This is a genomic window from Ectothiorhodospira shaposhnikovii (genome assembly GCF_047222355.1).
Classification (GTDB): domain Bacteria; phylum Pseudomonadota; class Gammaproteobacteria; order Ectothiorhodospirales; family Ectothiorhodospiraceae; genus Ectothiorhodospira.
Genome location: NZ_CP178333.1, coordinates 1,962,724 through 1,988,537 on the forward strand (window position 1 = coordinate 1,962,724; position 25,814 = coordinate 1,988,537).

Below are 25,814 nucleotides of genomic sequence, written 5' to 3' on the forward strand. Positions count from 1 at the left end.
CGCCGTCACTCGAGCGACGACAGGGCCTCCGACCGCATCCCCACCAGCAAGGCTTCCACTTTCGGCATACCTTCCCGAAGTACCTGGCGATGGCGGGGCAAGGTGCCCAGCACGGCCGTCAATGCACCCGGAAGCTGTTCGTAGATCAGCAGCAACGCATCATCCAGGGTCTCGATCATGTCCAGCGCCTGATCGTGATGATCGGTCCCGAGCCCGGCCTCGATACTTGCCAGGTCCGTGGCCGCGGCGGAAGCCCCTATGGTCATCAGATGCCCCTTCAAGGTATGTGCCATGCGACGGGCCGTGATCAGATCATTCTCCGTGAGAGACTGCCTGAGTTCAGCCAGCCGCTCCGGCAGCTCGGGCAGGATGGTCAACAGGGTATCCATCAACAGGATACTGTCGTCTCCCAAACGCTGCAGCACCACGGACAGATCCACGATGGGAAGGGTCTCTTCCTCCGCGGCTGAGAGGGTCTCGATTTCACGGGGCGTTCGAGCGCCCATCACCCGGTCAATGGCCTGTCCCAGCCCGGCCAGACTGATGGGCTTGAAGATATAATCATTCATCCCCGCCGCCAGTCCCCGTTCCCGGTATTCGCTCAGGGCATGGGCCGTCAGGCCGATCACCGGCAGCTCCCGACAGGCCTCGCCGGCCTGCCCTTGCCTGATTCTGCGAGTGGCCTCAAAGCCGTTGATCCCCGGCATCTCCACGTCCATCAGGACCAGATCGGGACACTCCGTTGTCAGATACCCGAAGGCGGCCTGGGCATTGTCGGCCACCGTCACCCGGTGTCCCAGCCGCTTGAGCAGATGCACGGCCACCACCACGTTGGCCGGGGTATCTTCCACCAAAAGCACATGCCAGGAGCGGGTGGGTTGAATCTGCAGTGTTTCAACCGCGGGCAGGACGGATGCCTTCACCGCCTTGCCCGGGGCCATGGCCACGGTGAAACGGAAGGTGCTGCCCTCTCCCGAACGACTGCTCACCGTGATCTCACCCCCCATCTTCTCCACCAGTTGACGGGTAATGGTCAGCCCCAGCCCGGTGCCGCCATGGCGGCGTCCGGCCGAGCCGTCCACCTGGGTGAAGGCCTGAAAGATCTCACGCTGACGTTCCGGGGGAATCCCCTCACCGGTATCGATCACTTCGAATGCCAGTCGCAGTCGCTGGTCCGGCTTACCCAGACAATGGGTCTGCAATCGCACCGACCCCTGCTGGGTGAACTTGACGGCATTGCCGATCAGATTGATCAGAACCTGGGTCAATCGGTGCGCGTCCCCTTTCAGGTAGCGTGGCAGATCCGGGGCCAACGCCAGTGTCAGTGCGAGCCCCTTGTCCTCGGCCGGCACACGCAGGGTCTCGATCACCTCTGCCAGAACCTGGTGAAGATCAAAATCCGCCTCCACCAGTTCCATGCGTCCGGCCTCGATCTTTGACAGATCCAGGATGTCGTTGATGATCGTGAGCAGATGCCGGGCCGAGTGCTCGATGATGTGCATGAAGTCCCGCGACTGCCCGGCGGGCTGATTGAGCAACACCAGTTCACTCAAACCCAGGATCGCATTCATGGGGGTCCGGATCTCATGGCTCATCCGGGCCAGAAACTCGCTCTTGGCCTGATTGGCCGACTCCGCCGCCTCACGGGCACTGATCAGCTGTCGCTCCATGACCCGCAGGTCACTGATATCGGTGTAATAGACCATGCCCCCGATCACTTCCCCCTCCTCATTCAGGATGGGGCCGGAGAAGATCTGCAAAGCCTTCCCCCCGAAACGGTCTTCTTCCCGGGGCGTGGAGTAGCGGACCATCGGTTTTTTGGAACGAAAACATTCCGATAATGCACACTGTGGACAAGGATCGATCTCGTTCCAGGCAATGCGGTAACAAGGTTGATCCAGCACGGAGGAAAGATTGAGACCGAACAGCTCCAGCAGGCCCTGACTGGCGCTCACGATGCGAAAATCCGCATCGACGATAACGATGTAACCAGGGATGTTCTCAAAAAAGGCCCGCAACCGGCTGGAGGCCCGATCCAGTTCCTCGGTTCGCTGCGCCACCCTTTGCTCCAGCAGGACGTTCTGCTCGGAGATCACCCGTGCCTGGGATTCCAGGCGCTCGAACTGACCACGCAATTGCCCGGACATGGACTGGAAAGCCTGATCCAGCAGATTGAATTCACGAATGGAAGTATGGCCCGGCGTGCGTTCCCAGTCCCCCCTTGCCAGTCGATCCGCATCCATGCCCAGGCGCTCCAGCGGAGAGGCGATACGGGCCGCGATCCACACCCCCAACAGCAGGGCCGCCAGTAATACGCCTGCGATCATGATCAGGGTATCCCGGGTCTGGGCGTGAATACTGCCGAGAAAATCCTGTTCCGGCACCACCGCCCCCAGCACCCAGTCAAGCCCCGGTGCCGGTGCGAAGTGCTTCACCTGGAGAAACTGGCGCTCTCCGTCCAGATCAAAAGTGAGCAGTTCCTCCTCCCCGACGGCCGCCAGGCCGCCGGGCCTGGCACTCAGCAGACGGGCAACCTCCGCCAGCGCTGGAATACCCGAGTCCACTGCCCGCAATGGCAGGAAACGGCCGGCCTCCTCCCGAAAAAACCCGCCCTCGGGCGCCGACGACGAAGCAACCAGATGCCCGTCCCTCTGCATGACGAAAATCAGGGCGCCGGGACTCAGGTCGATGCGGCGTAAAAAGTCATGCACCTGAGTCAACACATAGTCCACGGCGAAGACACCCAGCAGATTCCCGTCGTCGTCCTTGAAGGGCTGGGCGGCGGTCAGCGCCAGGTCGTGGATCACGAAATGCCGGTAGATAGGCGTCCAGGTCGGACCGTCCGCCGCCACCCCGGCCTGGTACCAAGGCCGGGCGCGAGGGTCAAAACCGGGATAGACTTGCCTGAGCTCCAGGGCATCCCCGAGATCATTGGTGGAAAAGTTATGGGAATCCCCACCGGTCACCGCACCGGCGCGCACCACCTGGATATCCCCGTCCCTGAGCCGGCGGGCGCCATAAAACTCACCTTCCACGGTGCCGAAGAAGCTGTAGGCCAGCGAGGGGTGGGTACTGAGAACACCGTGGAAATAACGCTGCACATTGGCGGTATCCTCCGGTCGCAGCACACCGCTGCGCAGGGCCCGGGCATTGGCTTCGTTAACGGCGGGGGGGATGCCCAGATACCCGGTCAGACGATCTTCCACCCGGATCAGCACATCGGTGCGCAGCTGACGCGCAATATCGTCCACGGCCAGCCGACCATCGTGAATCGCCAGCCAGGCCACCAGCGCGGCGGATATCATGGTCAGCAGCACCAGCGGCAGGCCGATGAGCAGACGCAGGGAAAAAGCCGGTGCCCTGATGCCCTCGAATCCCCGTCTCATGTCTGACCGACGTCCCGCCCCCGCCATGCTTCTGCTCCCCTTTTCAGAGCAAGCCGCATAGTCAAATTACCCTGTGATCCAGCGGCAGATCGTGTTCACCCAGTCAATGCCCCGTCCACGGCGACATCCATCGTGATTGTACGTCACCCGCGGCAACATCCGCCTTGATTGTTCACCCCCCTCATTTAAGGGTTGATTGATGCGGCTAAGGGTTGATTGATGCAGCATCATTCCCACGCAAGCGGGAATCCAGTCACGGAGTTTCCTGGACTCCCGCTTTCGCGGGAGTGACGGGCAATGGGCCGGGGGCAGCCGGCCTGTGAGGAAATGACGGCAAGAGACCAGCGGCAGCCGGCCTGCGAGGAAATGACGGCAAGAAACCAGCGGCAGCCAGCCTGTGCAGGGGCGGTGACAAAGGACCGATGGGCGGCAGCAAGGATCAGTCCGACCACTGGGTCGCTGAGGCAAAACCTTGGAGACGAGACTCAAATATCAAAAAAGTCATCCCCGAAACCGTCAAGGAAACCGCCTTCGTCCGCGCCCATGTCACCGGGATCCAGATCCAGATGCGCGGTGTCCAGGCCGATGTCCAGCGGGGAGACGCCCAGGTCCATGGCCACGTCGGCAAAAGCCTGCTGCATCTGTGAGCTCAGGACCATGCCGGCGAACAGGGTCCCCAGATAGGCCCCGCCGGCGGCGGCCAGGCCGGTGCCCAGCAACCCGGGTCCGCTCCGGCGACCTCGGGCGGCGATCCGGGGATTACCCTGGGTGGCCTCCAGGAAATGCAGTCGGTCGATCAGCTCCTTGTTGCCCGACTGCAGGATCTTCTGCCGGGCCTCTTCCGCGCGCTTGCGTCGTGAATCCATGGGGAGATCCTCCAGGTGAATGGGGGTGTCTGATGGGATTGGACAAGGGAAATGTTGAGAAATCCCGATCCATCACCAAAAATTTTGCCGTCCTCACTCCCTCATGGGAACCCATCACCCCCACAAAAAACCTCGTTACTCCCGTAAAAAACCTCTTCACTCCCGCCAAAAAACCCGTCACTCCCGCGAAAGCGGGAGTCCAGGAGCACCGGCGACACTGGATTCCCGCCTTCGCGGGAATGACGGAAGTTCAATCCCGACATACCATCATGGCGACACTGGATTCCCATCGGCGGAGGAATGACCTGATCCGGAATTCAATTCCGGATCAGGTGATCAAACGCCCCCAGCGCCGCCTTCGCACCCTCGCCCACCGCAATCACGATCTGCTTGTAGGGCACCGTGGTCACATCACCGGCCGCAAACACCCCGGGCACCGAAGTCATGCCATGGGCATCCACCACGATCTCACCCCGGGCGGACAACGCCACCGGCGACGCCTTGAGCCATTCGGAATTGGGCACCAGACCGATCTGCACAAAGATCCCCTCCAGATCCAGACGCTTGAGCGCATCCGTGTCCCGATCCTTGTAGGTCAGGCCGGTCACCTTGCTGCCGTCCCCGTTCACTTCCATGGTCTGGGCATGGGTGATGATGTCCACGTTGGGCAGACTGCGCAGCTTTTTCTGCAACACCGCATCGGCCCGCAGCTCGGTCATGAACTCGATCAACGTGACGTGGGCCACCACGCCCGCCAGGTCGATGGCCGCCTCCACGCCGGAGTTGCCGCCGCCGATCACCGCCACCCGCTTGCCCTTGTACAGGGGACCATCGCAATGAGGGCAGTAGGCCACGCCCCTGGCACGATACTTCTGCTCACCGGGTACGTTCATCTCCCGCCAGCGGGCACCGGTGGCCAGGATCACCGTCTTGCTGCGCAGCACCGCGCCGGAGGCGAAATGCACCTCATGCAGCCCGGCCTCACCCTGGGCGGGCACCAGCTTCGCGGCCCGCTGCAGGTTCATGATGTCCACCTCATATTCCCTGACGTGGTTTTCCAGCGCCGCCGCCAGCTTGGGGCCTTCCGTATGGGGCACCGAGATGAAGTTCTCGATGGCCATGGTATCGAGCACCTGACCACCGAAACGCTCCGCCGCCACCCCGGTGCGGATGCCCTTGCGGGCCGCATAGATGGCCGCCGCGGCGCCGGCGGGACCACCGCCTACCACCAGCACGTCGAAGGCGGCCTTTTCATTGAGCTTTTTCGCCTCCCGCTCCGCCGCCCCCTTGTCGATCCTGGCCAGGATCTGCTCCAGGCTCATGCGGCCCTGATCAAAGGGCTGACCGTTGAGGAAGATGCTGGGCACGGACATCACTTCCCGTGTCTCCACCTCGTCCTGGAACAGGGCGCCGTCGATGGCCACGTGACGCACGTTCGGGTTGAGCACCGCCATCAGGTTCAGGGCCTGCACCACGTCGGGGCAGTTCTGGCACGACAGGGAATAATAGGTCTCGAACAGGAACTCCCCTTCCAGAGACCGGATCTGCTCAATCACCTCGGGCGAGGCCTTGGGCGGATGCCCCCCCACCTGCAGCAGGGCCAGCACCAGGGAGGTGAACTCATGGCCCATGGGCAGACCGGCAAACGCCACCCGTCCGCTCTCGCCGGGACGCACCAGGGCAAAGGAGGGACGACGGTTATCCCGACCGTCGGTGCGCAGGGAGATCTTGTCGCTCAGGGCGGTGATCTCCCGCAGCATCTCCAGCAGTTCATTGGATTTTGGGCGTTCATCCAGGGTGGCCACGATCTCGAAAGGCTGGGTGACCTTTTCCAGATAAGCCTTCAATTGATTCTGCAGATTGGCGTCCAGCATGCCGAATGACCTCATAAAAAAATGCCCGGGACTCGGCCCGGGCAAGGAATAGGAGATTTGGGCAATTCAATGGGCGTGAGCGAACCTGCTCAGATCTTGCCGACCAGGTCCAGGGACGGGGCCAGGGTCTTCTCCCCTTCCTTCCACTTGGCGGGGCACACTTCGTTGGGGTGAGCCGCCACATACTGGGCCGCCTTCACCTTGCGCAGCAGTTCCTCGGCGTTACGACCGATGTTGCCGGCATTGATCTCGACGATCTGGATCACGCCCTGGGGATCCACCACGAAAGTACCGCGCTCGGCCAGACCGGCCTCCTCGATCAGCACTTCGAAGTTGCGGGAAATGGTCAGGGTCGGATCCGCAATCATCGGGAACTGCAGCTTGTTGATGGTTTCAGAGCTGTCGTGCCAGGCCTTGTGGGTGAAGTGGGTGTCGGTGGACACGCTGTAGATCTCCACGCCCAGCTTCTGGAACTCGGCATAGTTATCGGCCAGATCGCCCAGTTCGGTGGGGCACACGAAGGTGAAGTCGGCCGGATAGAAGAAGAACACCGACCACTTGCCCTTGATGCTCTCGTCGGTCACCTCGACGAACTCGCCGTTGTGGAAGGCGGTGGCCTTGAAGGGCTTGACTTCGGTATTGATCAGGGACATGACAGGCTTCTCCAAAGGTTGTGATTTAGACGCATTCCAAATGTTGTGGTGCAATAATACCCAGACTGTCGGATAGATGCAATTGAAGATTTCAATCGCCCAAAAAGCTGTTATCTATCACGAAGGGGGAGAGTGTTGCCCGCGAAGCGCACGTTCAAATCCCTGCCTCGACAGGTTAAACTGCCGCACACCCCGGCGGGTCTTCACAGCCGCCCTCCCACTTCCAGTGGCAACCGGACTCAAGCAAGCACACCATGGGTTACACCTTGCACAAGGCCAGATCCACCCCCCTGGCCCTCCTGATCTGTATGGCCACCCTGACGGCCTGCAACACCCTGCCGACCGCGCCCACCGAAGGCGCCTGGCTCAGCATCCATGCTCCGGACGCCATGGATGCCCTGTCACCCGCCCTCAACAGCTTCCTCACTGAGGCCCCCGCCGGCAGCAGCATTGCACTGTCGGACAGTCCTTGGGGCAATGACGTCCTCATCCACGCCGAAGCCGCCTACTTCGCCGCCAGCGGACGCACCTGCCGCGGCCTGGTGGTGCAAGGCGAACATGGACAACGGCCGGCCCTGGTCTGCCGCAAGAGCGAAGCTGAATGGGAAGAAGTTCGCGTACTCACCGGCCCGGTCGGGGACATCACACCATGAGCCTTTGCACAACCGCCCAAAGCCTGCCCAAAACCGGTCGCCCCGCCGCATGGCTTGTGACAACCCTGCTGCTGATCATGCTGCTCCCGGCATTGCCCATGACCGCCGCGGCACAGAGCTTCAGCGGCATGGGAGACCTCCCCCGCGCCCAGCAGGCCGCCCCCATACCGGACACCCTGGAGCCCCCCTCTCCGGTGGACTGGCGTACCGGCACCCACGGCCCCGTACCCGGCACCCTCGGCCGGGACACCGGCATCGCCCCTTTCGGCGCCCACCTGTTCAAGGGCGGCTTTCGCGGCACCCGCGCCGCCGGCCTGAGCCCCGACTATCGCATCCTTCCCGGTGATCAGATCACCCTGCGGGCCTGGGGCGCGGTGGAAATCGACCGCGTACTGCCCGTGGACGCCCAAGGCAACATCTTCATCCCCTATGTGGGGCCGGTGCAGGTCCAGGGGCTGCCCCACGGCCAGTTGGACGGTCGCGTCAGAAGCGCCGTCAGATCCGTATTCACCGACAACGTGGAGGTCTACACCAACCTCCAGGGCATCCAGCCCGTGGCCCTGTTCGTCACCGGGCACGTGGTCAACCCCGGCCGCTACGCCGGCAGCCCCCACGACTCCCTGCTCTACTTCCTGGACCAGGCCGCCGGCATCGACCAGGACACCGGTAGCTACCGCCGGGTGCGCCTGATCCGCGACGGCGAGACCATCGCCCTGGCCGACCTGTACGATTTCCTGCTCACCGGCAGCATTCCCCGGCCCCAATTCAAGGATGGCGACACCCTGGTGGTGGAACGTCGCGGCCCCGTGGTCACCGTGGCCGGTGACGTGGCCCGCCCCCACCGCTTCGAACTGGAACCGGACACCCTCACCGGCCAGAGCGTGCTCGATCTGGCCCAGCACACGCCGGATGCCTCCCATGTCCTGGTGCGCGGCGTGCGTGCCCAAGGCCCCTTCTCCGCCTATCTGAGCCTGGAGGAATTCCGCCGCACCCCGCTCAACAACGGTGACGAGATCCTGTTCTCCGCCGATGAGCGGCCGGACACCATCGTGGTTCAGGTGGAAGGCAGCTACATGGGGCCCTCCCGCTTCGCCGTGCCCAAGGATGCCCGTCTCCGGGAACTGCTGGACAGCATCGCCGTCGATCCGCGCCTGACCGACGTCACCGCCGTCTCCATCCGTCGCCTGTCGGTGGCCGAACGCCAGCGTCAATCCCTGGAAGATAGCCTGCGGCGCCTGGAGACCACCTACCTGGGGGCCTCGTCCGCCACGCCCGAAGAGGCCACCATCCGCGCCCGCGAGGCGGAACTGATCCAGGGCTTCGTCGCCCGGGCGCGACAGGTGCAGCCCACCGGCCGCATGGTGGTGGCCAGCGAGGACCGCATCGCCGACATCCGCCTGCAGGACGGCGACATCATCACCATCCCGGAGCGTTCCGATTCCCTGCTCATCAGCGGCGAGGTGCTGATCCCCCAGGCCATGGTCTATGTCCCCGGTCAGAGCCTGCGTGACTACATCGACCGGGCCGGTGGCTTCAGTCAGCACGCGGATCGCAAACACATCCTGGTGGTGCGTCAGAACGGCGAAGTTCGCGCCGCCGACCAAGTGGCCCTGCGCCCCGGCGACGAGATCCTGGTGCTGCCGGAAGTACCCACCAAGAACCTGCAACTGGCCGCCACCCTCACCCAGATCCTTTACCAGATCGCCATCGCCACCAAGGTTGTCGTGGATCTTTGATGCGTACCCCCTGGCAGGTCACATGGAGCGTCTGGCGGGCGCTGTTTCTGCGGGAAGCGGTGGCGCGCACATCGGGAGACCGGTTTGCGTGGTTCTGGATGCTGGCGGAGCCACTGGCCTTCGTGGTGGTCATGGTCTGGATCCGCAGCCTGATAGGCCGGGTTCAGTACATCTTCGGAGCCGACTTCGTCACCTGGCTCATCGTCGGTCTGACCGCCTTTTTCCTGTTCAGGGAGGGAGTCACCCGTTCGCTGGGAGCCGTGGAGGCCAACCGGGGGCTGTTTGCCTATCGCCAGGTACTGCCGGTGGACCCGGTCCTGGTCCGCAACGTGGTGGAAGGCATCCTCAAGACACTGGTCTTTCTCATTCTGCTGATCGGTGCCGGCCTGCTGGGTCATCCCGTCATTCCCGCCGATCCCCTGGGTGTACTCTACGTCTGGTGCCTGCTGTGGTTACTGGGCATGGGCATCGGTCTGGTCATGTCGGTGGCCGCCACCCTGGTCAGCGAGATCGGCATCATCGTTCGCGTCATGATGCTGCCGCTACTGATCCTGTCCGGAGTCATCATTCCCCTGCAGACCCTACCGCACCATGTTCAGGAGGTGCTGCTTTACAACCCGATTGTCCATGGACTGGAAGCACTGCGCCTGGCCTTCTTCCAGCATTACAAGACCATGCCCGGCGTGGATCTGCTGTACCTGTGGTACTGGATCATCGGCAGCACCGCGCTCGGACTGGCCATGCATCTGCGCTTTTCCCAGCGACTCAAGGCCCAATGATCCACATCAACCACGTCTACAAGCGCTATCACAATCACCATGGCAGCGACTGGGTATTGCGGGACATCGACCTGAAGATCCCCAAGGGCGTGAGCGTGGGCCTGGTAGGCCGAAACGGTGCCGGCAAGTCCACCCTCCTCCGACTCATCGGCGGCATGGACACCCCGGATCGGGGAGAGATCATCCGCCGCTGCCGGGTTTCCTGGCCCATCGGACTGGCGGGGGGATTCCAGGGCTCCATGACCGGACGCCAGAACTGCAAGTTTGTTGCCCGCATCCACGGCAGTGAACGGTCCATCGCGGATGTCATCCGCTTTGTCGAAGACTTTGCCGAGATCGGCAAGGCTTTTGATGAACCCGTCAGAACCTATTCCAGCGGCATGCGCAGCCGCTTGGCCTTCGGTCTCTCCCTGGCGTTCAACTTCGATGTCTACCTCTCCGACGAGGCCACCGCCGTCGGGGACAAACTGTTCCGCGAAAAGGCCACCAAGGCCTTCAAGGACAAGGTAGGACAGGCCAGCCTGATCATGGTGTCCCACAGCGAGGGCATCCTTAAAGATCTGTGCCAGGCAGGCATCTTCCTGCACGAAGGCCATGCCCACTGGTTCGATAGCATCGACGCAGCCATCAAGGCCTATCACGAGAGCATCGGCACCAAGGACAAAAGTGCAAAACCGGCCCCGAGCGCTGCCCCCAGGCCCCCTGCATCGAAACCCGCATCCGCACAATCATCATGAAAACCATATTCCTTCGACACTTCTACTGGCCCGTCTGCCTGCTCCTGATCATCGGCGCCGCCACCTACTGGTCCCTGCTTTCCTCGGATCGCTACGTCTCCCAAGCCAACGTGGTGCTGCAGACCCCGCAGATCGCCCCCCCCACCCTGAGCTTTGCATCGCTGATGACCGGTGGCGGCAACATGGCCGACATGCTGCTGTTGCGGGATCATCTGCTGTCGGTGGACATGGCCCGCAAGCTGGATGAGGCCTTCGATCTCAGGGGACATTACAGCGACCGGCGCATTGATCGGTTCTCGCGCCTGAGTGACGCCGACCTGCCGCTGGAAAAATTCCACCGCCACTACCTGCGCCGGGTCAAGGTGGAGATGGACGAATACGCCCAGATCATGCGCATCAGGGCCAGCGCCTATGATCCGGATCTGGCCCAGGCCATGGTCATCAAGCTCATGCGCGAAGGCGAGGCCCACATGAACGCCATGGGCCAGCGCCTGGCCACCGAACAGGTCCGCTTCATCGAAATCCAGGTCGCAGACCTGCAGAGGCGGCTGGAACAGGCCCGGGAAAACCTCCTGGCCTTCCAGAACCGGCACGGCCTCGTCTCCCCCACCGGCACGGTGGAAAGCCTGAGCACCGTGGTGGCCTCACTGGAGGCGGAACTGGCCAAGCTCAGCGCAAGACAGATGGCCCTGAGTGAGTCCCAAAGTCCCACCTCGCCGGAAATGGTCCGTCTGCGCAGCGAGATCCAGGCCATTCGCAACCAGATCGACATCGAACGCACCCGCATGGCGGCCCAGAGCGGTGACGCCCTCAATCGTCTGGCCGCCGAATATGAAACCCTGCTGCTGCAGGTGGAGTTTGCCCGGGAACTCTATGCCAACGCCCTGGCCTCCCTGGAAAACACCCGGGTTGAAGCCGCCCGCACCCTCAAGCAGGTTTCGGTGCTGCAGGAGGCCACCTACCCCCAATACGCCATGGAGCCACGGCGGGTGTACAACATCACCGTTTTCAGCATCCTGGCCATCCTCGGCGCCCTGATCATCCACATGCTGGCCGCCATCATCCGTGATCACCGGGATTGATGATCCGGGAGCAGGCCCGCCACCAGGCCCCTGACCTTGCGAACCTGCCGTCGGACCCAGCCCCGCCGCAAATGCACCAGCCTGCCCTGCGCCTGCAGGGCATCGCGCTCCGCCACCAGCCCCCGCAGCACCGACTCGCAGGACACGAAGCCCCGCACCGACCCGTCCCAGTACAGCGGATAACGCAATAAGGCCCCGGCCACCAGCGCATCCAGCGTCAACCGGCGGGTGCGCCCGGGCATGGGCAGGGCATCCTGTGTCAGCCCCCATCCGGCATAAAAGGGACGACCATGGACCACCACCGGTTTTTCCCGCAACAGGGCCTCGAACCCGGCCATGGAAGTCATGGTATGTACCGCATCCGCCGCCTCGATACAGGCCACCACGCTGGCCTCCCGCTCGATCCAGTCCGCGTGAGCCAGCGCCTGGTCATCAGGCACGTGCCCTCGCCGGTTGCCGGAACTCACGTCCGGATGCGGCTTGAAAACGATGAAGGCCTCCGGACAGGCGGCCCGGGCGGCCCGGATCAGCCCAAGATTGGTGTTGACCCCGGCACAGCCGTGGCGGATGGAGGCATCATCCTCCACCTGCCCCGGCACCAGGATCACCGGACGGTCCCCGGCGGGCCACTGCACCGGGGCATGGCTTTCCAGGTTGTATTTGGTCAGCCCCTGTTGGACGATCAGATCACGCACGGTACGCGCCCGCGCCAGTTCATCCGGCTGGAACACCGCCGTGTTGAGCAGCCGTTCCAGATCGGACGGCGTCCGGGGATCGAAATAGAGTCCCTGTTCATCCAGCACCAGGGAACGCGGCGGAATCAGATCCGAACCCAATCCCACCGAGCGATAGAAACCGTCCTCGATAAAAAAGGTGCGCAGCCCCCATTCCCCGGCAAGCGTCATCAAGTCTTCCGGCGCATCCCGTCCCCAATGCACGAAGGCATCACCGGGCCGCGGATCCATCGCCGCCGCGGCCTTCGGTGTCGGCACGAACACCACCCCCTCCCGTGCCTGGGCCAACAGCGGCCTCAAATGGGCCTGCTTCCAGCGCTGAACCCCCACGCCGATGAAGCGCCGGGGCCACTGATCGCGGACACGCTGCTGGCGCTCGATGAAGTCGGCGACCTGAAAGAAATCCCCCGGGTTGCCGGTTTCCGGATCCAGGTAGCGGGGGTAGCGCAGATAGGCGGCGGCGATGAGTTCCCTGAGGGTGCGCCGCGTGGTACGCCGATCGCAACCGGCACGATCATCGGTCAACCCCCAGCCACTGTAGAAGGGCACTCCGAAACAGGTGACCGGACGCCCCACGATCAGGGCATCCAGTCCCATTTGGGAGGTAACCACATAGACATGGTGAAAATGGCCCAGCAGGTCATGGGGATGCCAGTCCTGAGTGATCCAGTGGACATCCCGACGGGCCTGGGCCCGGGACAGACAGCTTTGGCGGCGCCCGGCCAGGACATCCGGATGGGTCTTGATCCAGACCTGGGCATCGGGATGCTCATCAAAGGCGGCCTCCAGCATGCGAAGAAAGGTCTCTTCCGTGGCCAGACCGCAGGTGATGGAGGCATCCCCGGCGGTCTGATCCACCAGCAGGACCCGCTTGCGATCAGGATCGAAAGCGCCGGGAGGCACCTCGGCGCCCTGGTTGTACTTGGTCAGACGCCCCCGACGCAGTCGCTCCAGGGCCAGATCGGCCTGCACCAGGCGTGGCGCCGAGAACGTTTCATGCTGGAGTATCTGCTCCAGGCGGGAAGGTTGCCGGGCATCAAAATAGATCCCCAGATCGTCCACCACCACGGACAGGGCGGGCGTACCGTTGACCCCCAGCCCGAAGGAGCGCAGGAAACCATCTTCCAGGGTGATGAAGGGCAGATCATGGTTTTCGGCCAAGGCCAGGGTCTTGAAGGCAGGACCCTTGCGCCCCCAGCCCACCAGGGTGGTCACTTCGGCCGGAGGCTTTCTCCATGCGGAAACATGCACCAGGCGGGCGCCGAGCATGCGGGCAACTCGTGTATTGCGGCTCAATGTCCTTGAGCAGGTACCGAAAACCTGAAACAACGAAAATCCCCCTGTGCCATCACCCCGTCAACTTGTGCTACCACACTACCGGTTGAAATCCGGGCGGGGTGCGCAGGTCGATCTGCTCGCCATTTTGGCAGAGCACATATAACCCGCGGTCAAGGGCATACTGGGCGACCTTATCTTCCACCACCATCCCCGCCACGGCACCCATCACCCGATGATCTTTGTAAATGGGCAGGACGCGCTTGAAGTGGCCCAGGCGTTCCAAATGAGCATCGACATGTGCCTCTACCAGCTTGCTCTTGCATTCAACGCCAATGAGCACGCCATCGTTGACCACTAACAGGTCAATCTCCAATGCCACGCCGTTGCGTTTGGCACGGATATTCGGATAAACGGCATGAACCTCAATGCCTTGATCACGAAACAAGCGCACTACTGCAGGTGCAACCATGTGTTCGACAAACTCACCCAAGCGATTGCCAATATCGCCGAGGTTCTTGGCCAGTTGCTTGATCAGGCGGTCGGTTTCCTGAATCTTGCGGTCGGTTTCCTGAAATTTGCGGTCAGTTTCCTTGAACTTGCGGTCGGTTTCCTGAAATTTGCGGTCAGTTTCCTTGAACTTGCGGTCAGTTTCCTGTGCGGATTCTTTGATTAGGCGATCCGTTTCCTGAAACAGCCGCCAGACATCATCCAGTGTGGGGTTAGCTTGGGTCACGGGAAGTTCCTCTTTCGATGTCTGGTACCATGATCGCACAAGCGGCGGTTTCCCCCAAAAAAAAGCCCCCCCCCCCGCTGGCCTACAACACCGACGGGATGGCGATGGCAGTGGCAGTGGCGATGGCAACAACGACCACCACCAGGGGCCATGATAGACTGCCACCGGCACAAAACTTGTCCCTGGAGGGCCAGGCATGGCTGACCAACAGCGCCTCACACTGCCCATCGGCATCCAGTCCTTTGAAAAGCTGCGCAAGGGCCACTACTACTACGTCGACAAGACCCCCCTGATCGAGTCCATGGCGAAGATCGGCGGCTACTACTTCCTCTCCCGCCCCCGCCGCTTCGGCAAAAGCCTGCTGCTCGACACCCTGCGCTGCCTGTTCGAAGGGCACCAAGCCCTGTTCGAAGGACTCTACCTCCATGACAAATGGGACTGGCAGACAACACACCCGGTCATCCGCATCAGCTTTGCCGACGGCATCGTCAAAAGTCGCGAGGAACTGGATGCCCACATCTGGCATCAACTGAAAGTACAACGAGAAAAACTGGCGCTCCCCCAACCACCAGCCGAGATCATCTCCGGTGAATTTTCATCACTGATTCGCCAGACTCACGCCCACTACGGACAGCGCGCCGTCGTACTTATCGACGAGTACGACAAGCCCATCCTCGATAACATCCTGGAGCCCGAGCGTGCCCGCGAACTGCGCGAGGGCCTCAAGAACCTCTACAGCGTGCTCAAGGACGCCGATCCCCATCTGCATCTGGTACTGCTCACCGGTGTGTCCAAGTTCAGCAAGGTCAGCCTGTTCTCAGGGTTGAACAACCTCAACGACATCACCCTGGATGCCCCCTTCAGCACCCTCTGCGGCTATACCGACGAAGACATCGACACCGTGTTCGCCCCGGAATTGCACGGCCTGGACCGGGACGCCATCCGTCAGTGGTACAACGGCTACCGCTGGGGTAGCGGCAAGGTCACGTCCGTCTACAACCCCTTCGATGTCCTACTACTGTTCCAGAAACGTGAACTCGCGCCCTACTGGTTCGAAAGCGCGACGCCCACCTTCCTGGTGAACCTGCTCAAGGAACGCGGCGTCTTCACCCCCGAGCTTACCGCCTGGCACAGCCGACCGGCACTGCTCAGCCGCTTCGATGTGGACGACATCTCCACCGATGCCCTGCTGTTCCAAACCGGCTACCTCACCCTCAAGGACATCCACGAAGAAGTCCCCAACCGGCCCCTCTACAAACTGGGCCTGCCCAACCAGGAGGTGGAAATCAGCCTCAATGAGGCCCTGCTGCCGGCGCTGGGCGTCAGCCATGCCGTCTTCGATGATGTGGTCATCCGCTTGCCGCGCCTGCTCAAGGCCGCAGACATGGCCGGCCTCGAAGCCCACCTGAAGGCCCTCTACGCCGGCCTGCCCCACGACTGGTACCGCAACAACCCCATTGCTCAGTACGAAGGCCACTACGCCAGCGTCTTCTACAGCCACTTCGCCGCTCTGGGGGTCCAGGTCACGGTGGAAGACGCCAGCCACCACGGCAAGGTGGACATGACCGTTGACTTCGGCGGCCACCTCTACCTGTTCGAGTTCAAGGTGGTGGAGCAGCTGCCCGAAGGCAAGGCCCTGGAACAGATCAAGCAAAAGGGCTATGCCGACAAATACCGGGCCACCGGCAAACCCATTCACCTGATCGGCGTGGAGTTCTCCCGCGAGCAGCGGCAAATCGTGGCATTCGACGTAGAAACCCTTTTGACACAGGGAGGAGGACAAGGCAGACTACAAAAGTAGCAAATCCCATCAGGAGAAGATCATGGGCATGCCTGTCCGCATCGAAGACGAACTGTACGAAAGTGCCAAGGCCCAGGCCCGGGCGGAATGCCGCACCATCGCCGGTCAGATCGAGTTCTGGGCCAAAGTGGGTAAGGCCGCTCTCGACAATCCCGACCTGCCGGTCGAGTTCGTACGCGATTTGCTCATCGCTCGCGCAGAAGGCCGCGAACGGGCCATACCCTTTATTCCGGAAGGCCTTTCCCGGGAATGATCACGGTCCTGCAAACCAACGCCTTCAGCCGTGCCTACAAGCGCCTTCAGCGCAACCAGCAGGCCGCCATCGACGCTGCAATCACAACCATCATCGACCAGCCTGAGCGGGGCGAGGCCAAGAAGGGCGATCTTGCCGGTGTGTTTGTCTACAAATTCCCATGCGTCGGTCAACAATTCCTGCTCGCCTACGAGTACGACCCGGCAACCCGACTGCTCTTGCTGATCGGCACCCACGAGAACTTTTATCGCAACCTCAAACGCTGATCACCTCGCCATGGCCGCCCCACTCTTGGTGAGATTCCTGGGCTTGTCCACCTCGGTGCCCTTCACAGCGCCACATGGTAGGCCAGCGGAAAGTACGGACGATATAGTCCCTGTGCTCGCAGCTGCCAAACCCACACAAGCGAAGAACCACTAGGGGCCATGATAGACTGCCGCCGGCACGATACATGTTCCCGGAGGGCCAGGCATGGCTGACCAACAGCGCCTCAGACTCCCCATTGGCATTCAGACCTTCTCCGAGATCCGTGAGGGGGGCTACTACTACGTGGACAAGACGCCGATCATCGAGCGCCTGGTCCACCAGAACAAGTACTACTTCCTCTCCCGCCCCCGCCGCTTCGGCAAAAGCCTGCTGCTGGACACCCTGCGCTGCCTGTTCGAGGGTCACCAAGCACTCTTCGAGGGGCTCCATATCCACGACCGCTGGGACTGGCAGCGGACCCACCCCGTGATTCGTCTGAGCTTCGGCAGCGGCGTGATGCGCACCCGGGAGGAGCTCGACACACGGATTCGTGACCAGTTGTTCCTCGAGCGTGAACGCCTGGGAGTATCACTGCAGCGCGAGACAGACATTGCAGGAGAGTTCTCCGCGCTGATTCGCGATACCCACACCCAGTATGGCGAACGGGCGGTGGTCCTGATCGACGAGTACGACAAACCCATCCTCGACAACATTCTGGAACCGGAGCGCGCCCGCGAACTGCGCGAAGGTCTCAAAAACCTCTACAGCGTACTCAAGGACGCCGACCCGCACCTGCATCTGGTGCTGATCACCGGTGTGTCCAAATTCAGCAAGGTCAGTCTCTTCTCGGGACTGAACAACCTGAGGGACATCACACTGCTACCCGAGTATTCAACGATCTGCGGCTATACCGATGACGACATCGACACGGTATTCGCCCCCGAGCTATCCGGCCTGGACCGGGAGGCCGTCCGCCAGTGGTACAACGGCTACCGCTGGGGCGGGCAGGAGGTCAACTCCGTCTACAACCCGTTCGATGTGCTGCTACTGCTCCAGAATCGCGAGTTCGGCCCCTACTGGTTCGAGAGCGCCACGCCCACCTTCTTGGTGAATATTCTCAAGCAGCGCGGGGTCTTCACCCCTCAGCTGGACCGGCTGCAGGCCAAGGCCCAGCTGCTCGGGCGCTTCGACGTCGACGACATCACCACAGAAGGACTGCTCTTCCAGACCGGCTATATCACCATCAAGGACGTGCAGGAACCCATGCTGGGCTACCGGCTCTACACGCTGGGGTTCCCCAACCTGGAGGTGGAAAGCAGCCTCAACGACCTGCTGCTCCCCGTACTGGGTATCGGCCACAGCGAGGCCCAGACCCACCAGTTGGGCCTGATGGACACCCTGCAGCGCCAGGATCTGGCCGGCCTGGAAACCCACCTCAAGGCCCTCTACGCCGGCCTGCCCCACGACTGGTATCGCAACAACCCCATTGCCCAATACGAAGGCCACTACGCCAGCGTCTTCTACAGCCACTTCGCCGCCCTGGGGGTCCAGGTCACGGTGGAAGACGCCAGCCACCACGGCAAGGTGGACATGACCGTCGACTTCGGCGGCCACCTCTACCTGTTCGAATTCAAAGTGGTGGAGCAACTGCCCGAAGGCAAGGCCCTGGATCAGATCAAGGCCAAGGGCTATGCCGACAAGTACCGCGCCTCCGGCAAACCCATTCACCTGATCGGCGTGGAGTTCTCCCGCGAACAGCGACAGATCGTGGCATTCGACGTGGAAACGGCATGATAAACTTCCGCCGGCAGGATACTTGTCCCTAGAGGGCCAGGCATGGCTAACCATCAGCGCCTCACACTCCCCATCGGCATCCAGTCCTTTGAAAAGCTGCGCAAGGGCCACTACTACTACGTCGACAAAACCCCCCTGATCGACTCCATGGCGAAGATCGGCGGCTACTACTTCCTCTCCCGCCCCCGCCGCTTCGGCAAAAGCCTGCTGCTGGACACCCTGCGCTGCCTGTTCGAGGGTCACCAAGCACTCTTCGAGGGGCTCCATATCCACGACCGCTGGGACTGGCAGCGGATCCACCCCGTGATTCGTCTGAGCTTCGGCAGCGGCGTGATGCGCACCCGGGAGGAGCTCGACACACGGATTCGTGACCAGTTGTTCCTTGAGCGTGAACGCCTGGGAGTATCACTGCAGCGCGAGACAGACATTGCAGGAGAGTTCTCCGCGCTGATTCGCCAGACGCACGCCCACTACGGACAGCGCGCCGTCGTACTCATCGACGAATACGACAAACCCATCCTCGACAACATTCTGGAACCGGATCGTGCACGCGAACTGCGCGAAGGTCTCAAAAACCTCTACAGCGTACTCAAGGACGCCGACCCGCACCTGCATCTAGTGCTGATCACCGGCGTCTCCAAGTTCAGCAAGGTCAGTCTCTTCTCGGGACTGAACAACCTGAGGGACATCACACTGCTACCGGAATACACCACGATCTGCGGGTATACCGACGAAGACGTCGACGCCGTGTTCGCCCCGGAGCTACCCGGTCTGAACCGCGAGGCCATCCGCCAGTGGTACAACGGCTACCGCTGGGGCGGGCAGGAGGTCAACTCCGTCTACAACCCCTTCGATGTACTGCTGCTCTTGCAAAATCGTCAGTTCGGCCCCTACTGGTTCGAGAGCGCCACGCCCACCTTCCTGGTCGATGTCCTCAAGCAACGCGGGGTCTTCACCCCTTCGCTGGACCGGTGGGAGACAGAATACGAATTACTCAGCCAGTTCGATGTTGACAACATCAGCACCGACGCCCTGCTCTTCCAGACCGGCTACCTGACCATCAAGCAGATCAAGGAGCCCATGCTGGGCTACCGCCAGTACACCCTGGGCTTTCCCAACCACGAGGTGGAGACCAGCCTGAACCACGCGCTGCTCCCGTCACTGGGCGTCGAGAACGGCCCACGCGAACGCCGCACCCTGTTCAAGCACTTGCAGCAGCACGATCTGGCCGGCCTGGAAACCCACCTCAAGGCCCTTTACGCCGGCCTGCCCCACGACTGGTACCGCAACAACCCCATTGCCCAATACGAAGGCCACTACGCCAGCGTCTTCTACAGCCACTTCGCCGCCCTGGGGGTCCAGGTCACGGTGGAAGACGCCAGCCACCACGGCAAGGTGGACATGACCGTCGACTTCGGCGGCCACCTCTACCTGTTCGAATTCAAAGTGGTGGAGCAGTTGCCCGAAGGCAAGGCCCTGGATCAGATCAAGCAAAAGGGCTATGCCGACAAGTACCGCGCCTCTGGCAAACCCATTCACCTGATCGGCGTGGAGTTCTCCCGGGAAAAGCGGCAGATCGTGGCATTCGACGTGGAAACGGCCTGAAGCGACAATCTCGGGCATCGCTCGCGGCCAAGGGGTCAGATCAATGCTTGCCCAGCAGGGACTCCAAGCTGTCCGCCTCCAGAATCCGCACCACCCAATCATCAAGCTGGGCATCCGTGGCAGCGGCTATGCGTTCGTCTGCCCAGGCAGGCAACTCGCCAAATTTCAGGGTTGCTTGCTTGCGCAGGGTACCTTCCACCCCTTGATGGCGACCTCGCTCAACCCCCTGCTGAAGCGCTTTCTCTCGCTCAACGCGTTCAATCGTGTTCACGTAAGGCATCTTCTTCTCCTCCTGTAGGGCAAAGACCGCCTGCACAAACCCCGGTTCCAGCTCTCGGGGCAGCTGGATCATCCAGTCGATGATCTTGAACAAACACACGACCTGCTCCCGACTGTATCCCCGTTCGTACAGCAGCCGAACCAGGGCGATCTTGACGTCCTTGCGCGTGGCGCCATCCTTGACGCGCCGCGCCTTGGCCCGACAGCGGTGCGCCCGCATATCTGGGGAGAATCAAACGATACCAGGCAGGGAACCGCTCGCGGTCCACGGCAAGCTCAATCATCCCGCCGCGCCGCCCGCCAGCGATTGCAAATAGGCCACAACGGCATCCGTGCGACCCTCCTGAACCAGCGCTTCAGCTGTCTTGTAGTCAAAGGTCCGGAGCGGCTCGTTACGCAGCAAGAACGCCGCACGATCCAGATCACCCGTCATTTCATGGGCTGCGGCCAGCACCCGCACCATGTCCTGCAGATACTTCTGTAACTGAGGGGCATGTGGGCGCGCAAACACCTTCACCCTGTTCACCCTGACAGCTACCATCCAACACACGCGAGCTACACTCCCTTTTCACATGCCGTACAGGCAGCGTTGATTACAGTGTCGGAGAGATAATAACCAGCACGTCGCAAATCGAGCAAAACAGGCCTTACCTCGTCCAACAGGCCACGTCGATGGGCTTCGACGAAGAGGCCCGCCGTTCCTTTGACAGGTAAGTCGTAGACATGGCGGGCGATCTTTCTCCCTCGCTTTTCATCAATGACCGCGAGACATGGCGATAAACTTCGTGCAAGTGTGATGACCGCTGCTTCGCCAGGATCCAGCTCGGCAACCAAGAGAGGATCAGGTTCAGGTGAAGGCCGCACATGGACTGCCCAGCGACTATCAGATAGTGCGTTCGCCCCTGGTCGACCAATACCTGCCACGGCAACCTCGTTATAGACAAGTTCCGGGATCCAGAATTCGGCAAACAACGCTGGCAACAAATCCAAACGTCCGGCGAGCGATAGCCCAACAAGAGGGCCAGAGTTGATTACGGCACGATGTTCAATCAGCATCAGGCAAACTCGTTTTCAAGCTCATCACCCTGCATATCAACTACGGGCACCCCAGAACGACTTGCCGCTAGCAAAAACTCAACACGCCCCATTTCACATAATCGACTGGCTTTTCCCGAAGAAATGCGGCCTTGTTCAAAAAGTTTAACGGCAAGCAAAAAGCGGGCTTCATCTGCAAAATTTTCTGACATCTCCGCAGGAGATGGCAGCCCGGCCATGGGTAACTCGATAGTTAATGTCGTGCGCATCTCGACTTCCTCAATGAAGTGCCGGCATGCCATAGTATACTCCCGACATAGGCCTTGACGATCAAACCATCCAAAACAACTGAGTACACATTGGCGTGAGATAAGAGGATATTTACAAAAAATCAATGTGTGAGGCGCCGCAACAGCACGCGTACTTGTGTCAGATCAATGCTTGCCCAGCAGGGACTCCAGGCTGTCCGCCTCCAGAATCCGCACCACCCAATCATCCAGCTGGGCATCCGTGGCAGCGGCTATGCGTTCGTCTGCCCAGTCAGGTATCTCTCCAAATTTCAGGGATGCTTGCTTGCGCAGGGTACCTTCCACCCCTTGATGGCGACCTCGCTCAAGCCCCTGAGCCATCCCCTGCGCCATCCCCTGCTCAACCCCCTGCTGAAGCGCTTTCTCTCGCTCAACGCGTTCAATCGTGTTCACGTAAGGCATCTTCTTCTCCTCCTGTAGGGCAAAGACCGCCTGCACAAACCCCGGTTCCAGCTCTCTGGGGAGCGGGATCATCCAGTCGATGATCCTGAACAAACACACGATCTGCTCCCGCCGGCTCGCCCTGCACTTCCACGTGAATGAGCACCCAGGTCTCGCTACCATCCTGGGCATACACCTGGATCAGCTTGTCCGCGTGGCGTCGACCCGTGTTGGCGTCTGCCGTGATCTGCTGCAGTTCCTTGTCCATCGGGTTGTAACCCCGGGACCAGTCCACCTCACCGTGGATCGCCGGGAACAGCAGCTGTGTGAATTCCTGGAAGTAGTGCTCCAGGGCTTCCTTCCAGGGGCTGTCGTGGTCCGTGGGCCTGTCGGCATCTTGTCCGTCATTCCCGCAAAAGCGGGAATCCAGTGGCAGACTGAAACCGTGCACTGGACTCCCGCTTTCGCGGGAGTGACGATGATAATGCCGGTGACGGTGGCCGTGGCCGTGGCGATGAAGATGAAGATAAAAGATGACGACAACGACCACCACCAAGGCCATGATAGACTGCCGCCGGCACAAGACTTATCCCTGGAGGGCCAGGCATGGCTGACCAACAGCGCCTCAGACTCCCCATCGGCATTCAAACCTTCTCCGAGATCCGTGAAGGGGGCTACTACTACGTGGACAAGACGCCGATCATCGAGCGCCTGGTCCACCAGAACAAGTATTACTTCCTCTCCCGCCCCCGACGCTTCGGCAAAAGCCTGCTGCTGGACACCCTGCGCTGCCTGTTCGAGGGTCACCAAGCACTCTTCGAGGGGCTCTACATCCACGACCGCTGGGACTGGCAGCGGACCCACCCCGTGATTCGCCTCAGCTTCGGCAGCGGCGTGATGCGCAACCGGGAGGAGCTCGACACACGGATTCGTGACCAGTTATTCAGCGAACGGGAGCGTCTAGGGGTATCACTGCAGCGCGAGACAGACATTGCAGGAGAGTTCTCCGCGCTGATTCGCGATACCCACACCCAGTATGGCGAACGGGCGGTGGTCCTGATCGACGAGTACGACAAGCCCATCCTGGATAACATCCTGGAGCCCGAGCGTGCCCGCGAACTGCGCGAGGGGCTGAAGAACCTCTACAGCGTACTCAAGGACGCCGACCCGCACCTGCATCTGGTGCTGATCACCGGTGTGTCCAAATTCAGCAAGGTGAGCCTCTTCTCGGGGCTGAATAATCTCAACGACATCACCCTGGACAAGCCCTACGCGGACATTTGCGGTTATACGGATGAAGACGTGGATACGGTGTTCGCGGCGGAGTTACCGGGGCTGGATCGGGCTGAGATCCGGGACTGGTATAACGGCTACCGCTGGGGTGGGACGGATACGCCCTCGGTGTATAACCCCTTCGATGTGCTGCTGTTGTTGCAGAAGCGCCAGTTCGGCCCCTACTGGTTCGAAAGCGCGACGCCCACCTTCCTGGTGAACCTGCTCAAGGAACGCGGCGTCTTCACCCCCGAGCTCACCGCCTGGCACAGCCGACCGGCACTGCTCAGCCGCTTCGATGTGGATGACATTTCCACCGATGCCCTGCTGTTCCAGACCGGCTACCTCACCCTCAAGGACATCCACGAAGAAGTCCCCAACCGGCCCCTCTACAAACTGGGCCTGCCCAACCAGGAGGTGGAAATCAGCCTCAATGAGGCCCTGCTGCCGGCGCTGGGCGTCAGCCATGCCGTCTTCGATGATGTGGTCATCCGCTTGCCGCGCCTGCTCAAGGCCGCCGACATGGCCGGCCTTGAGGCCCACCTCAAGGCCCTTTACGCCGGCCTGCCCCACGACTGGTACCGCAACAACCCCATTGCTCAGTACGAAGGCCACTACGCCAGCGTCTTCTACAGCCACTTCGCCGCCCTGGGGGTCCAGGTCACGGTGGAAGACGCCAGCCACCACGGCAAGGTGGACATGACCGTCGACTTCGGCGGCCACCTCTACCTGTTCGAGTTCAAGGTGGTGGAGCAGCTGCCCGAAGGCAAGGCCCTGGAGCAGATCAAGGCCAAGGGCTATGCCGACAAGTACCGCGCCTCCGGCAAACCCATTCACCTGATCGGCGTGGAGTTCTCCCGCGAGCAGCGGCAGATCGTGGCATTCGATGTGGAAACGGCCTGAAGCGACAATCTCGGGCATCGCTCGTGGCCAAGGGCCGCTCCCACTCCCCATCGGCATTCAAACCTGGCGGCGGAGCATGAGGGACGCCACCGTCATTACCAGCCGAACACGGCCAAGCGACGGGTGTTATCCCATTTTTTCCTGGGCTTGAGGGTGTTGCGGCGAGAATCCGCCAACATCCGCGACGACACCCTAAACAGCATCAGATCAGCCATACGAACCGTGTTTGCCGCCGGGCTCCCTGCATGAAATTCGTGGGGATACGTCAGGCTCTGAGTGCTGGCCTAGCCTTTGTTTTCCTTGCACTTCAGAGCCAGGGCGGGAGAGCAGTCAATCCAAAGCAAACTCAAGCACTGCGTTATGTTGATTCATGGGCACCACTTTTGCTTCAAGTGCGTTGAGTATTTTCAGAGCACTTAAGTAGGCTGCATATTGCGGAGTATCTTGCTCTTCTGGTCCATCAACAGCAAAAAGCAGCTCTTCAGGACACTGATGGCGGCGCTGTAATTCGTGGACTCTGAATTGCCAGCGCCCAGCCTTTTCCAGAATTTTACTGGTTTCTTTTTGCCCCAAGAAAAGAGGCTTCATTGCTTTAAGCAAGCGACCTTCTTTTTGCTCCACAAAAGGTAGTGAAACCCGATATTGCTCATCACCCAACTTTTTTTGGCTAAAACGATCAGCCAAGTCGGCCTGAATCAAGAGCTGGCGTAAGCGGCTTTCCATCTGGGTTTCACGGTACTGAGGGGTAACAAAATCATGCTCAACGTAATGACTGTAAAGTTCTGCCAGTTTATTTTCAGGCGCATCGGTAAGCACCAGGCTTGGTTCACTAAAGCGAAAAATGGTTTCACGAGAACGAACAAGCTCTTCAAATAAACCAGCACTCCCATAGCGGCATGTCTCTACATACTGCTGAATGCGGCTAAGCTCTTTTTGCATTGCCTTAATGGCAGCAATGTAAGTCGTACCTTCCAGATCTTTAAAAAAATGGGTCAGCCGGGCGTAACGTTTTTCTTGCAGCTGGTAAGCAAAAAAACCCTGGCCGGGTGCGGCCATTACCAACCCCACATTGGCAAACTCACCCGTTTCAACGTAGGGCATAAAGCGCAAAATAGCGTACTGATAAGCCATACGGCTCATGGTACTCTCCAGAAATTTGGATTTTTAAATTCACTTAAATGAGCATACATTTGCGTTAAATCAAATTCGGCGGGCAATGTTTGTTCTTCGTCAATATACCACCAGGCTTGAGGAATCGCATCAACCCAGGCATCACCACGACAAATGAAAGGCTCAGTCACTCCTTGGGTTGATCGACGCAAAATCTCAACGATTTCTATTGAATGCATTGAACAACAAACCCTCACTATACCGTATAGAGTGCAATCTAGCGGGAGCTGCGCGATTAATTACTCCCAAACAGGTC

At 60.8% G+C, this 25,814-nt stretch carries 25 protein-coding genes; 11 read left to right on the forward strand and 14 right to left on the reverse strand.

Annotated elements, in window-relative coordinates; genetic code table 11:
* Positions 1-5 precede the first annotated feature (5 nt).
* The 4 genes from ACLF6L_RS08970 to ahpC all read right to left on the reverse strand — a co-directional run bounded on the left by ACLF6L_RS08970 (position 6) and on the right by ahpC (position 6,779).
* Positions 6-3,386, reverse strand: a complete 3,381-nt coding sequence (locus ACLF6L_RS08970; RefSeq protein ID WP_412851479.1) for an ATP-binding protein — start codon at positions 3,384-3,386, stop codon at positions 6-8.
* Positions 3,387-3,871: 485 nt separating this feature from the next.
* Positions 3,872-4,252, reverse strand: a complete 381-nt coding sequence (locus ACLF6L_RS08975; RefSeq protein WP_238618091.1) for a hypothetical protein — start codon at positions 4,250-4,252, stop codon at positions 3,872-3,874.
* A gap of 317 nt (positions 4,253-4,569) precedes the next feature.
* Entirely contained in the window at positions 4,570-6,126 is a 1,557-nt protein-coding gene (ahpF, locus tag ACLF6L_RS08980; RefSeq protein WP_412851480.1) for an alkyl hydroperoxide reductase subunit F, read from the reverse strand.
* 89 nt (positions 6,127-6,215) lie between these two features.
* Positions 6,216-6,779 (reverse strand): alkyl hydroperoxide reductase subunit C, encoded by a 564-nt coding sequence (gene ahpC / locus ACLF6L_RS08985; protein ID WP_008931554.1) that lies wholly within the window; start codon positions 6,777-6,779, stop codon positions 6,216-6,218.
* Between the two features lie 266 nt (positions 6,780-7,045).
* Between ahpC and ACLF6L_RS08990 the strand changes: the two genes are divergently transcribed.
* The 5 genes from ACLF6L_RS08990 to ACLF6L_RS09010 are packed head-to-tail and all read left to right on the forward strand — an operon-like array spanning position 7,046 to position 11,766.
* Entirely contained in the window at positions 7,046-7,432 is a 387-nt protein-coding gene (locus ACLF6L_RS08990) for a DVU3141 family protein (RefSeq protein ID WP_412851481.1), read from the forward strand.
* Entirely contained in the window at positions 7,429-9,168 is a 1,740-nt protein-coding gene (locus ACLF6L_RS08995; RefSeq protein ID WP_412851482.1) for a polysaccharide biosynthesis/export family protein, read from the forward strand. The genes ACLF6L_RS08990 and ACLF6L_RS08995 overlap by 4 nt, the downstream gene beginning before the upstream one ends.
* Complete coding sequence (locus ACLF6L_RS09000; RefSeq protein WP_238618095.1) at positions 9,168-9,947, forward strand: ABC transporter permease; 780 nt, start codon at positions 9,168-9,170, stop codon at positions 9,945-9,947. The genes ACLF6L_RS08995 and ACLF6L_RS09000 overlap by 1 nt, the downstream gene beginning before the upstream one ends.
* Positions 9,944-10,684 (forward strand): ABC transporter ATP-binding protein, encoded by a 741-nt coding sequence (locus ACLF6L_RS09005; protein ID WP_412851483.1) that lies wholly within the window; start codon positions 9,944-9,946, stop codon positions 10,682-10,684. Before ACLF6L_RS09000 ends, ACLF6L_RS09005 begins: the two co-directional genes overlap by 4 nt.
* On the forward strand, positions 10,681-11,766 hold the full coding sequence (locus ACLF6L_RS09010; protein ID WP_412851484.1) for a chain-length determining protein: 1,086 nt from the start codon (positions 10,681-10,683) through the stop codon (positions 11,764-11,766). The genes ACLF6L_RS09005 and ACLF6L_RS09010 overlap by 4 nt, the downstream gene beginning before the upstream one ends.
* Here the strand turns inward: ACLF6L_RS09010 and ACLF6L_RS09015 are convergent.
* Positions 11,754-13,769, reverse strand: a complete 2,016-nt coding sequence (locus tag ACLF6L_RS09015) for a capsular polysaccharide biosynthesis protein (protein WP_412851485.1) — start codon at positions 13,767-13,769, stop codon at positions 11,754-11,756. The two genes, ACLF6L_RS09010 and ACLF6L_RS09015, sit on opposite strands and share 13 nt — an antisense overlap.
* 97 nt (positions 13,770-13,866) lie before the next feature.
* Complete coding sequence (locus tag ACLF6L_RS09020; protein WP_412851486.1) at positions 13,867-14,511, reverse strand: DUF3782 domain-containing protein; 645 nt, start codon at positions 14,509-14,511, stop codon at positions 13,867-13,869.
* Between the two features lie 196 nt (positions 14,512-14,707).
* Between ACLF6L_RS09020 and ACLF6L_RS09025 the strand changes: the two genes are divergently transcribed.
* The 5 genes from ACLF6L_RS09025 to ACLF6L_RS09045 all read left to right on the forward strand — a co-directional run bounded on the left by ACLF6L_RS09025 (position 14,708) and on the right by ACLF6L_RS09045 (position 20,210).
* Complete coding sequence (locus ACLF6L_RS09025; RefSeq protein WP_412851487.1) at positions 14,708-16,312, forward strand: ATP-binding protein; 1,605 nt, start codon at positions 14,708-14,710, stop codon at positions 16,310-16,312.
* Between the two features lie 22 nt (positions 16,313-16,334).
* Positions 16,335-16,565, forward strand: coding sequence for a ParD-like family protein (locus tag ACLF6L_RS09030; RefSeq protein WP_238618101.1), 231 nt, complete (start codon positions 16,335-16,337; stop codon positions 16,563-16,565).
* Entirely contained in the window at positions 16,562-16,831 is a 270-nt protein-coding gene (locus tag ACLF6L_RS09035; protein WP_238618102.1) for a type II toxin-antitoxin system RelE/ParE family toxin, read from the forward strand. Before ACLF6L_RS09030 ends, ACLF6L_RS09035 begins: the two co-directional genes overlap by 4 nt.
* Before the next feature lie 205 nt (positions 16,832-17,036).
* Entirely contained in the window at positions 17,037-18,605 is a 1,569-nt protein-coding gene (locus ACLF6L_RS09040; protein ID WP_412851488.1) for an ATP-binding protein, read from the forward strand.
* A gap of 42 nt (positions 18,606-18,647) precedes the next feature.
* A complete protein-coding gene (locus tag ACLF6L_RS09045) occupies positions 18,648-20,210 on the forward strand; it encodes an ATP-binding protein (protein WP_412851489.1) in 1,563 nt (520 codons plus the stop codon).
* A 40-nt stretch (positions 20,211-20,250) separates the two neighbouring features.
* On the opposite strand, the gene ACLF6L_RS09050 is transcribed toward ACLF6L_RS09045, so the two are convergent.
* The 6 genes from ACLF6L_RS09050 to ACLF6L_RS09075 form a co-directional block, all read right to left on the reverse strand.
* A complete protein-coding gene (locus tag ACLF6L_RS09050; protein ID WP_412851490.1) occupies positions 20,251-20,709 on the reverse strand; it encodes a hypothetical protein in 459 nt (152 codons plus the stop codon).
* A 60-nt stretch (positions 20,710-20,769) separates the two neighbouring features.
* Positions 20,770-21,006, reverse strand: a complete 237-nt coding sequence (locus ACLF6L_RS09055; protein ID WP_412851491.1) for a hypothetical protein — start codon at positions 21,004-21,006, stop codon at positions 20,770-20,772.
* A 38-nt stretch (positions 21,007-21,044) separates the two neighbouring features.
* Positions 21,045-21,545, reverse strand: coding sequence for a DUF3368 domain-containing protein (locus tag ACLF6L_RS09060; RefSeq protein WP_412851492.1), 501 nt, complete (start codon positions 21,543-21,545; stop codon positions 21,045-21,047).
* Entirely contained in the window at positions 21,545-21,793 is a 249-nt protein-coding gene (locus ACLF6L_RS09065) for a UPF0175 family protein (protein WP_412851493.1), read from the reverse strand. The genes ACLF6L_RS09060 and ACLF6L_RS09065 overlap by 1 nt, the downstream gene beginning before the upstream one ends.
* Before the next feature lie 165 nt (positions 21,794-21,958).
* The gene (locus ACLF6L_RS09070; protein WP_412851494.1) at positions 21,959-22,225 is read right to left on the reverse strand and encodes a hypothetical protein; all 267 of its coding nucleotides are present in this window, start codon (positions 22,223-22,225) and stop codon (positions 21,959-21,961) included.
* Complete coding sequence (locus ACLF6L_RS09075) at positions 22,212-22,664, reverse strand: hypothetical protein (RefSeq protein ID WP_412851495.1); 453 nt, start codon at positions 22,662-22,664, stop codon at positions 22,212-22,214. The genes ACLF6L_RS09070 and ACLF6L_RS09075 overlap by 14 nt, the downstream gene beginning before the upstream one ends.
* Positions 22,665-22,819: 155 nt before the next feature.
* On the opposite strand from ACLF6L_RS09075, the gene ACLF6L_RS09080 reads away from it, so the two are divergent.
* Positions 22,820-24,388 (forward strand): ATP-binding protein, encoded by a 1,569-nt coding sequence (locus ACLF6L_RS09080; protein WP_412851496.1) that lies wholly within the window; start codon positions 22,820-22,822, stop codon positions 24,386-24,388.
* 330 nt (positions 24,389-24,718) lie between these two features.
* Here ACLF6L_RS09080 and ACLF6L_RS09085 read toward each other — a convergent pair whose 3' ends face one another.
* Together ACLF6L_RS09085 and ACLF6L_RS09090 are read right to left on the reverse strand one after the other, a co-directional pair.
* Positions 24,719-25,528 carry a DUF3037 domain-containing protein gene (locus ACLF6L_RS09085; protein ID WP_238629992.1) on the reverse strand — a complete coding sequence of 270 codons (810 nt, stop codon included), beginning with the start codon at positions 25,526-25,528 and terminating at the stop codon, positions 24,719-24,721.
* Complete coding sequence (locus ACLF6L_RS09090; RefSeq protein ID WP_412851497.1) at positions 25,525-25,737, reverse strand: HipA family kinase; 213 nt, start codon at positions 25,735-25,737, stop codon at positions 25,525-25,527. Before ACLF6L_RS09090 ends, ACLF6L_RS09085 begins: the two co-directional genes overlap by 4 nt.
* Positions 25,738-25,814: the final 77 nt, after the last annotated feature.

Bases quoted from the DNA above. Each gene is read 5' to 3' on its own strand.
- ACLF6L_RS08970 (WP_412851479.1), bottom strand. From the start codon at position 3,386: ATGAGACGGGGATTCGAGGGCATCAGGGCACCGGCTTTTTCCCTGCGT.
- ACLF6L_RS08975 (WP_238618091.1), bottom strand. From the start codon at position 4,252: ATGGATTCACGACGCAAGCGCGCGGAAGAGGCCCGGCAGAAGATCCTG.
- ahpF (WP_412851480.1), bottom strand. From the start codon at position 6,126: ATGCTGGACGCCAATCTGCAGAATCAATTGAAGGCTTATCTGGAAAAG.
- ahpC (WP_008931554.1), bottom strand. From the start codon at position 6,779: ATGTCCCTGATCAATACCGAAGTCAAGCCCTTCAAGGCCACCGCCTTC.
- ACLF6L_RS08995 (WP_412851482.1), top strand. From the start codon at position 7,429: ATGAGCCTTTGCACAACCGCCCAAAGCCTGCCCAAAACCGGTCGCCCC.
- ACLF6L_RS09000 (WP_238618095.1), top strand. From the start codon at position 9,168: ATGCGTACCCCCTGGCAGGTCACATGGAGCGTCTGGCGGGCGCTGTTT.
- ACLF6L_RS09005 (WP_412851483.1), top strand. From the start codon at position 9,944: ATGATCCACATCAACCACGTCTACAAGCGCTATCACAATCACCATGGC.
- ACLF6L_RS09010 (WP_412851484.1), top strand. From the start codon at position 10,681: ATGAAAACCATATTCCTTCGACACTTCTACTGGCCCGTCTGCCTGCTC.
- ACLF6L_RS09015 (WP_412851485.1), bottom strand. From the start codon at position 13,769: ATGCTCGGCGCCCGCCTGGTGCATGTTTCCGCATGGAGAAAGCCTCCG.
- ACLF6L_RS09025 (WP_412851487.1), top strand. From the start codon at position 14,708: ATGGCTGACCAACAGCGCCTCACACTGCCCATCGGCATCCAGTCCTTT.
- ACLF6L_RS09030 (WP_238618101.1), top strand. From the start codon at position 16,335: ATGGGCATGCCTGTCCGCATCGAAGACGAACTGTACGAAAGTGCCAAG.
- ACLF6L_RS09035 (WP_238618102.1), top strand. From the start codon at position 16,562: ATGATCACGGTCCTGCAAACCAACGCCTTCAGCCGTGCCTACAAGCGC.
- ACLF6L_RS09040 (WP_412851488.1), top strand. From the start codon at position 17,037: ATGGCTGACCAACAGCGCCTCAGACTCCCCATTGGCATTCAGACCTTC.
- ACLF6L_RS09045 (WP_412851489.1), top strand. From the start codon at position 18,648: ATGGCTAACCATCAGCGCCTCACACTCCCCATCGGCATCCAGTCCTTT.
- ACLF6L_RS09050 (WP_412851490.1), bottom strand. From the start codon at position 20,709: ATGCGGGCGCACCGCTGTCGGGCCAAGGCGCGGCGCGTCAAGGATGGC.
- ACLF6L_RS09060 (WP_412851492.1), bottom strand. From the start codon at position 21,545: ATGCTGATTGAACATCGTGCCGTAATCAACTCTGGCCCTCTTGTTGGG.
- ACLF6L_RS09065 (WP_412851493.1), bottom strand. From the start codon at position 21,793: ATGCGCACGACATTAACTATCGAGTTACCCATGGCCGGGCTGCCATCT.
- ACLF6L_RS09080 (WP_412851496.1), top strand. From the start codon at position 22,820: ATGGCTGACCAACAGCGCCTCAGACTCCCCATCGGCATTCAAACCTTC.
- ACLF6L_RS09085 (WP_238629992.1), bottom strand. From the start codon at position 25,528: ATGAGCCGTATGGCTTATCAGTACGCTATTTTGCGCTTTATGCCCTAC.
- ACLF6L_RS09090 (WP_412851497.1), bottom strand. From the start codon at position 25,737: ATGCATTCAATAGAAATCGTTGAGATTTTGCGTCGATCAACCCAAGGA.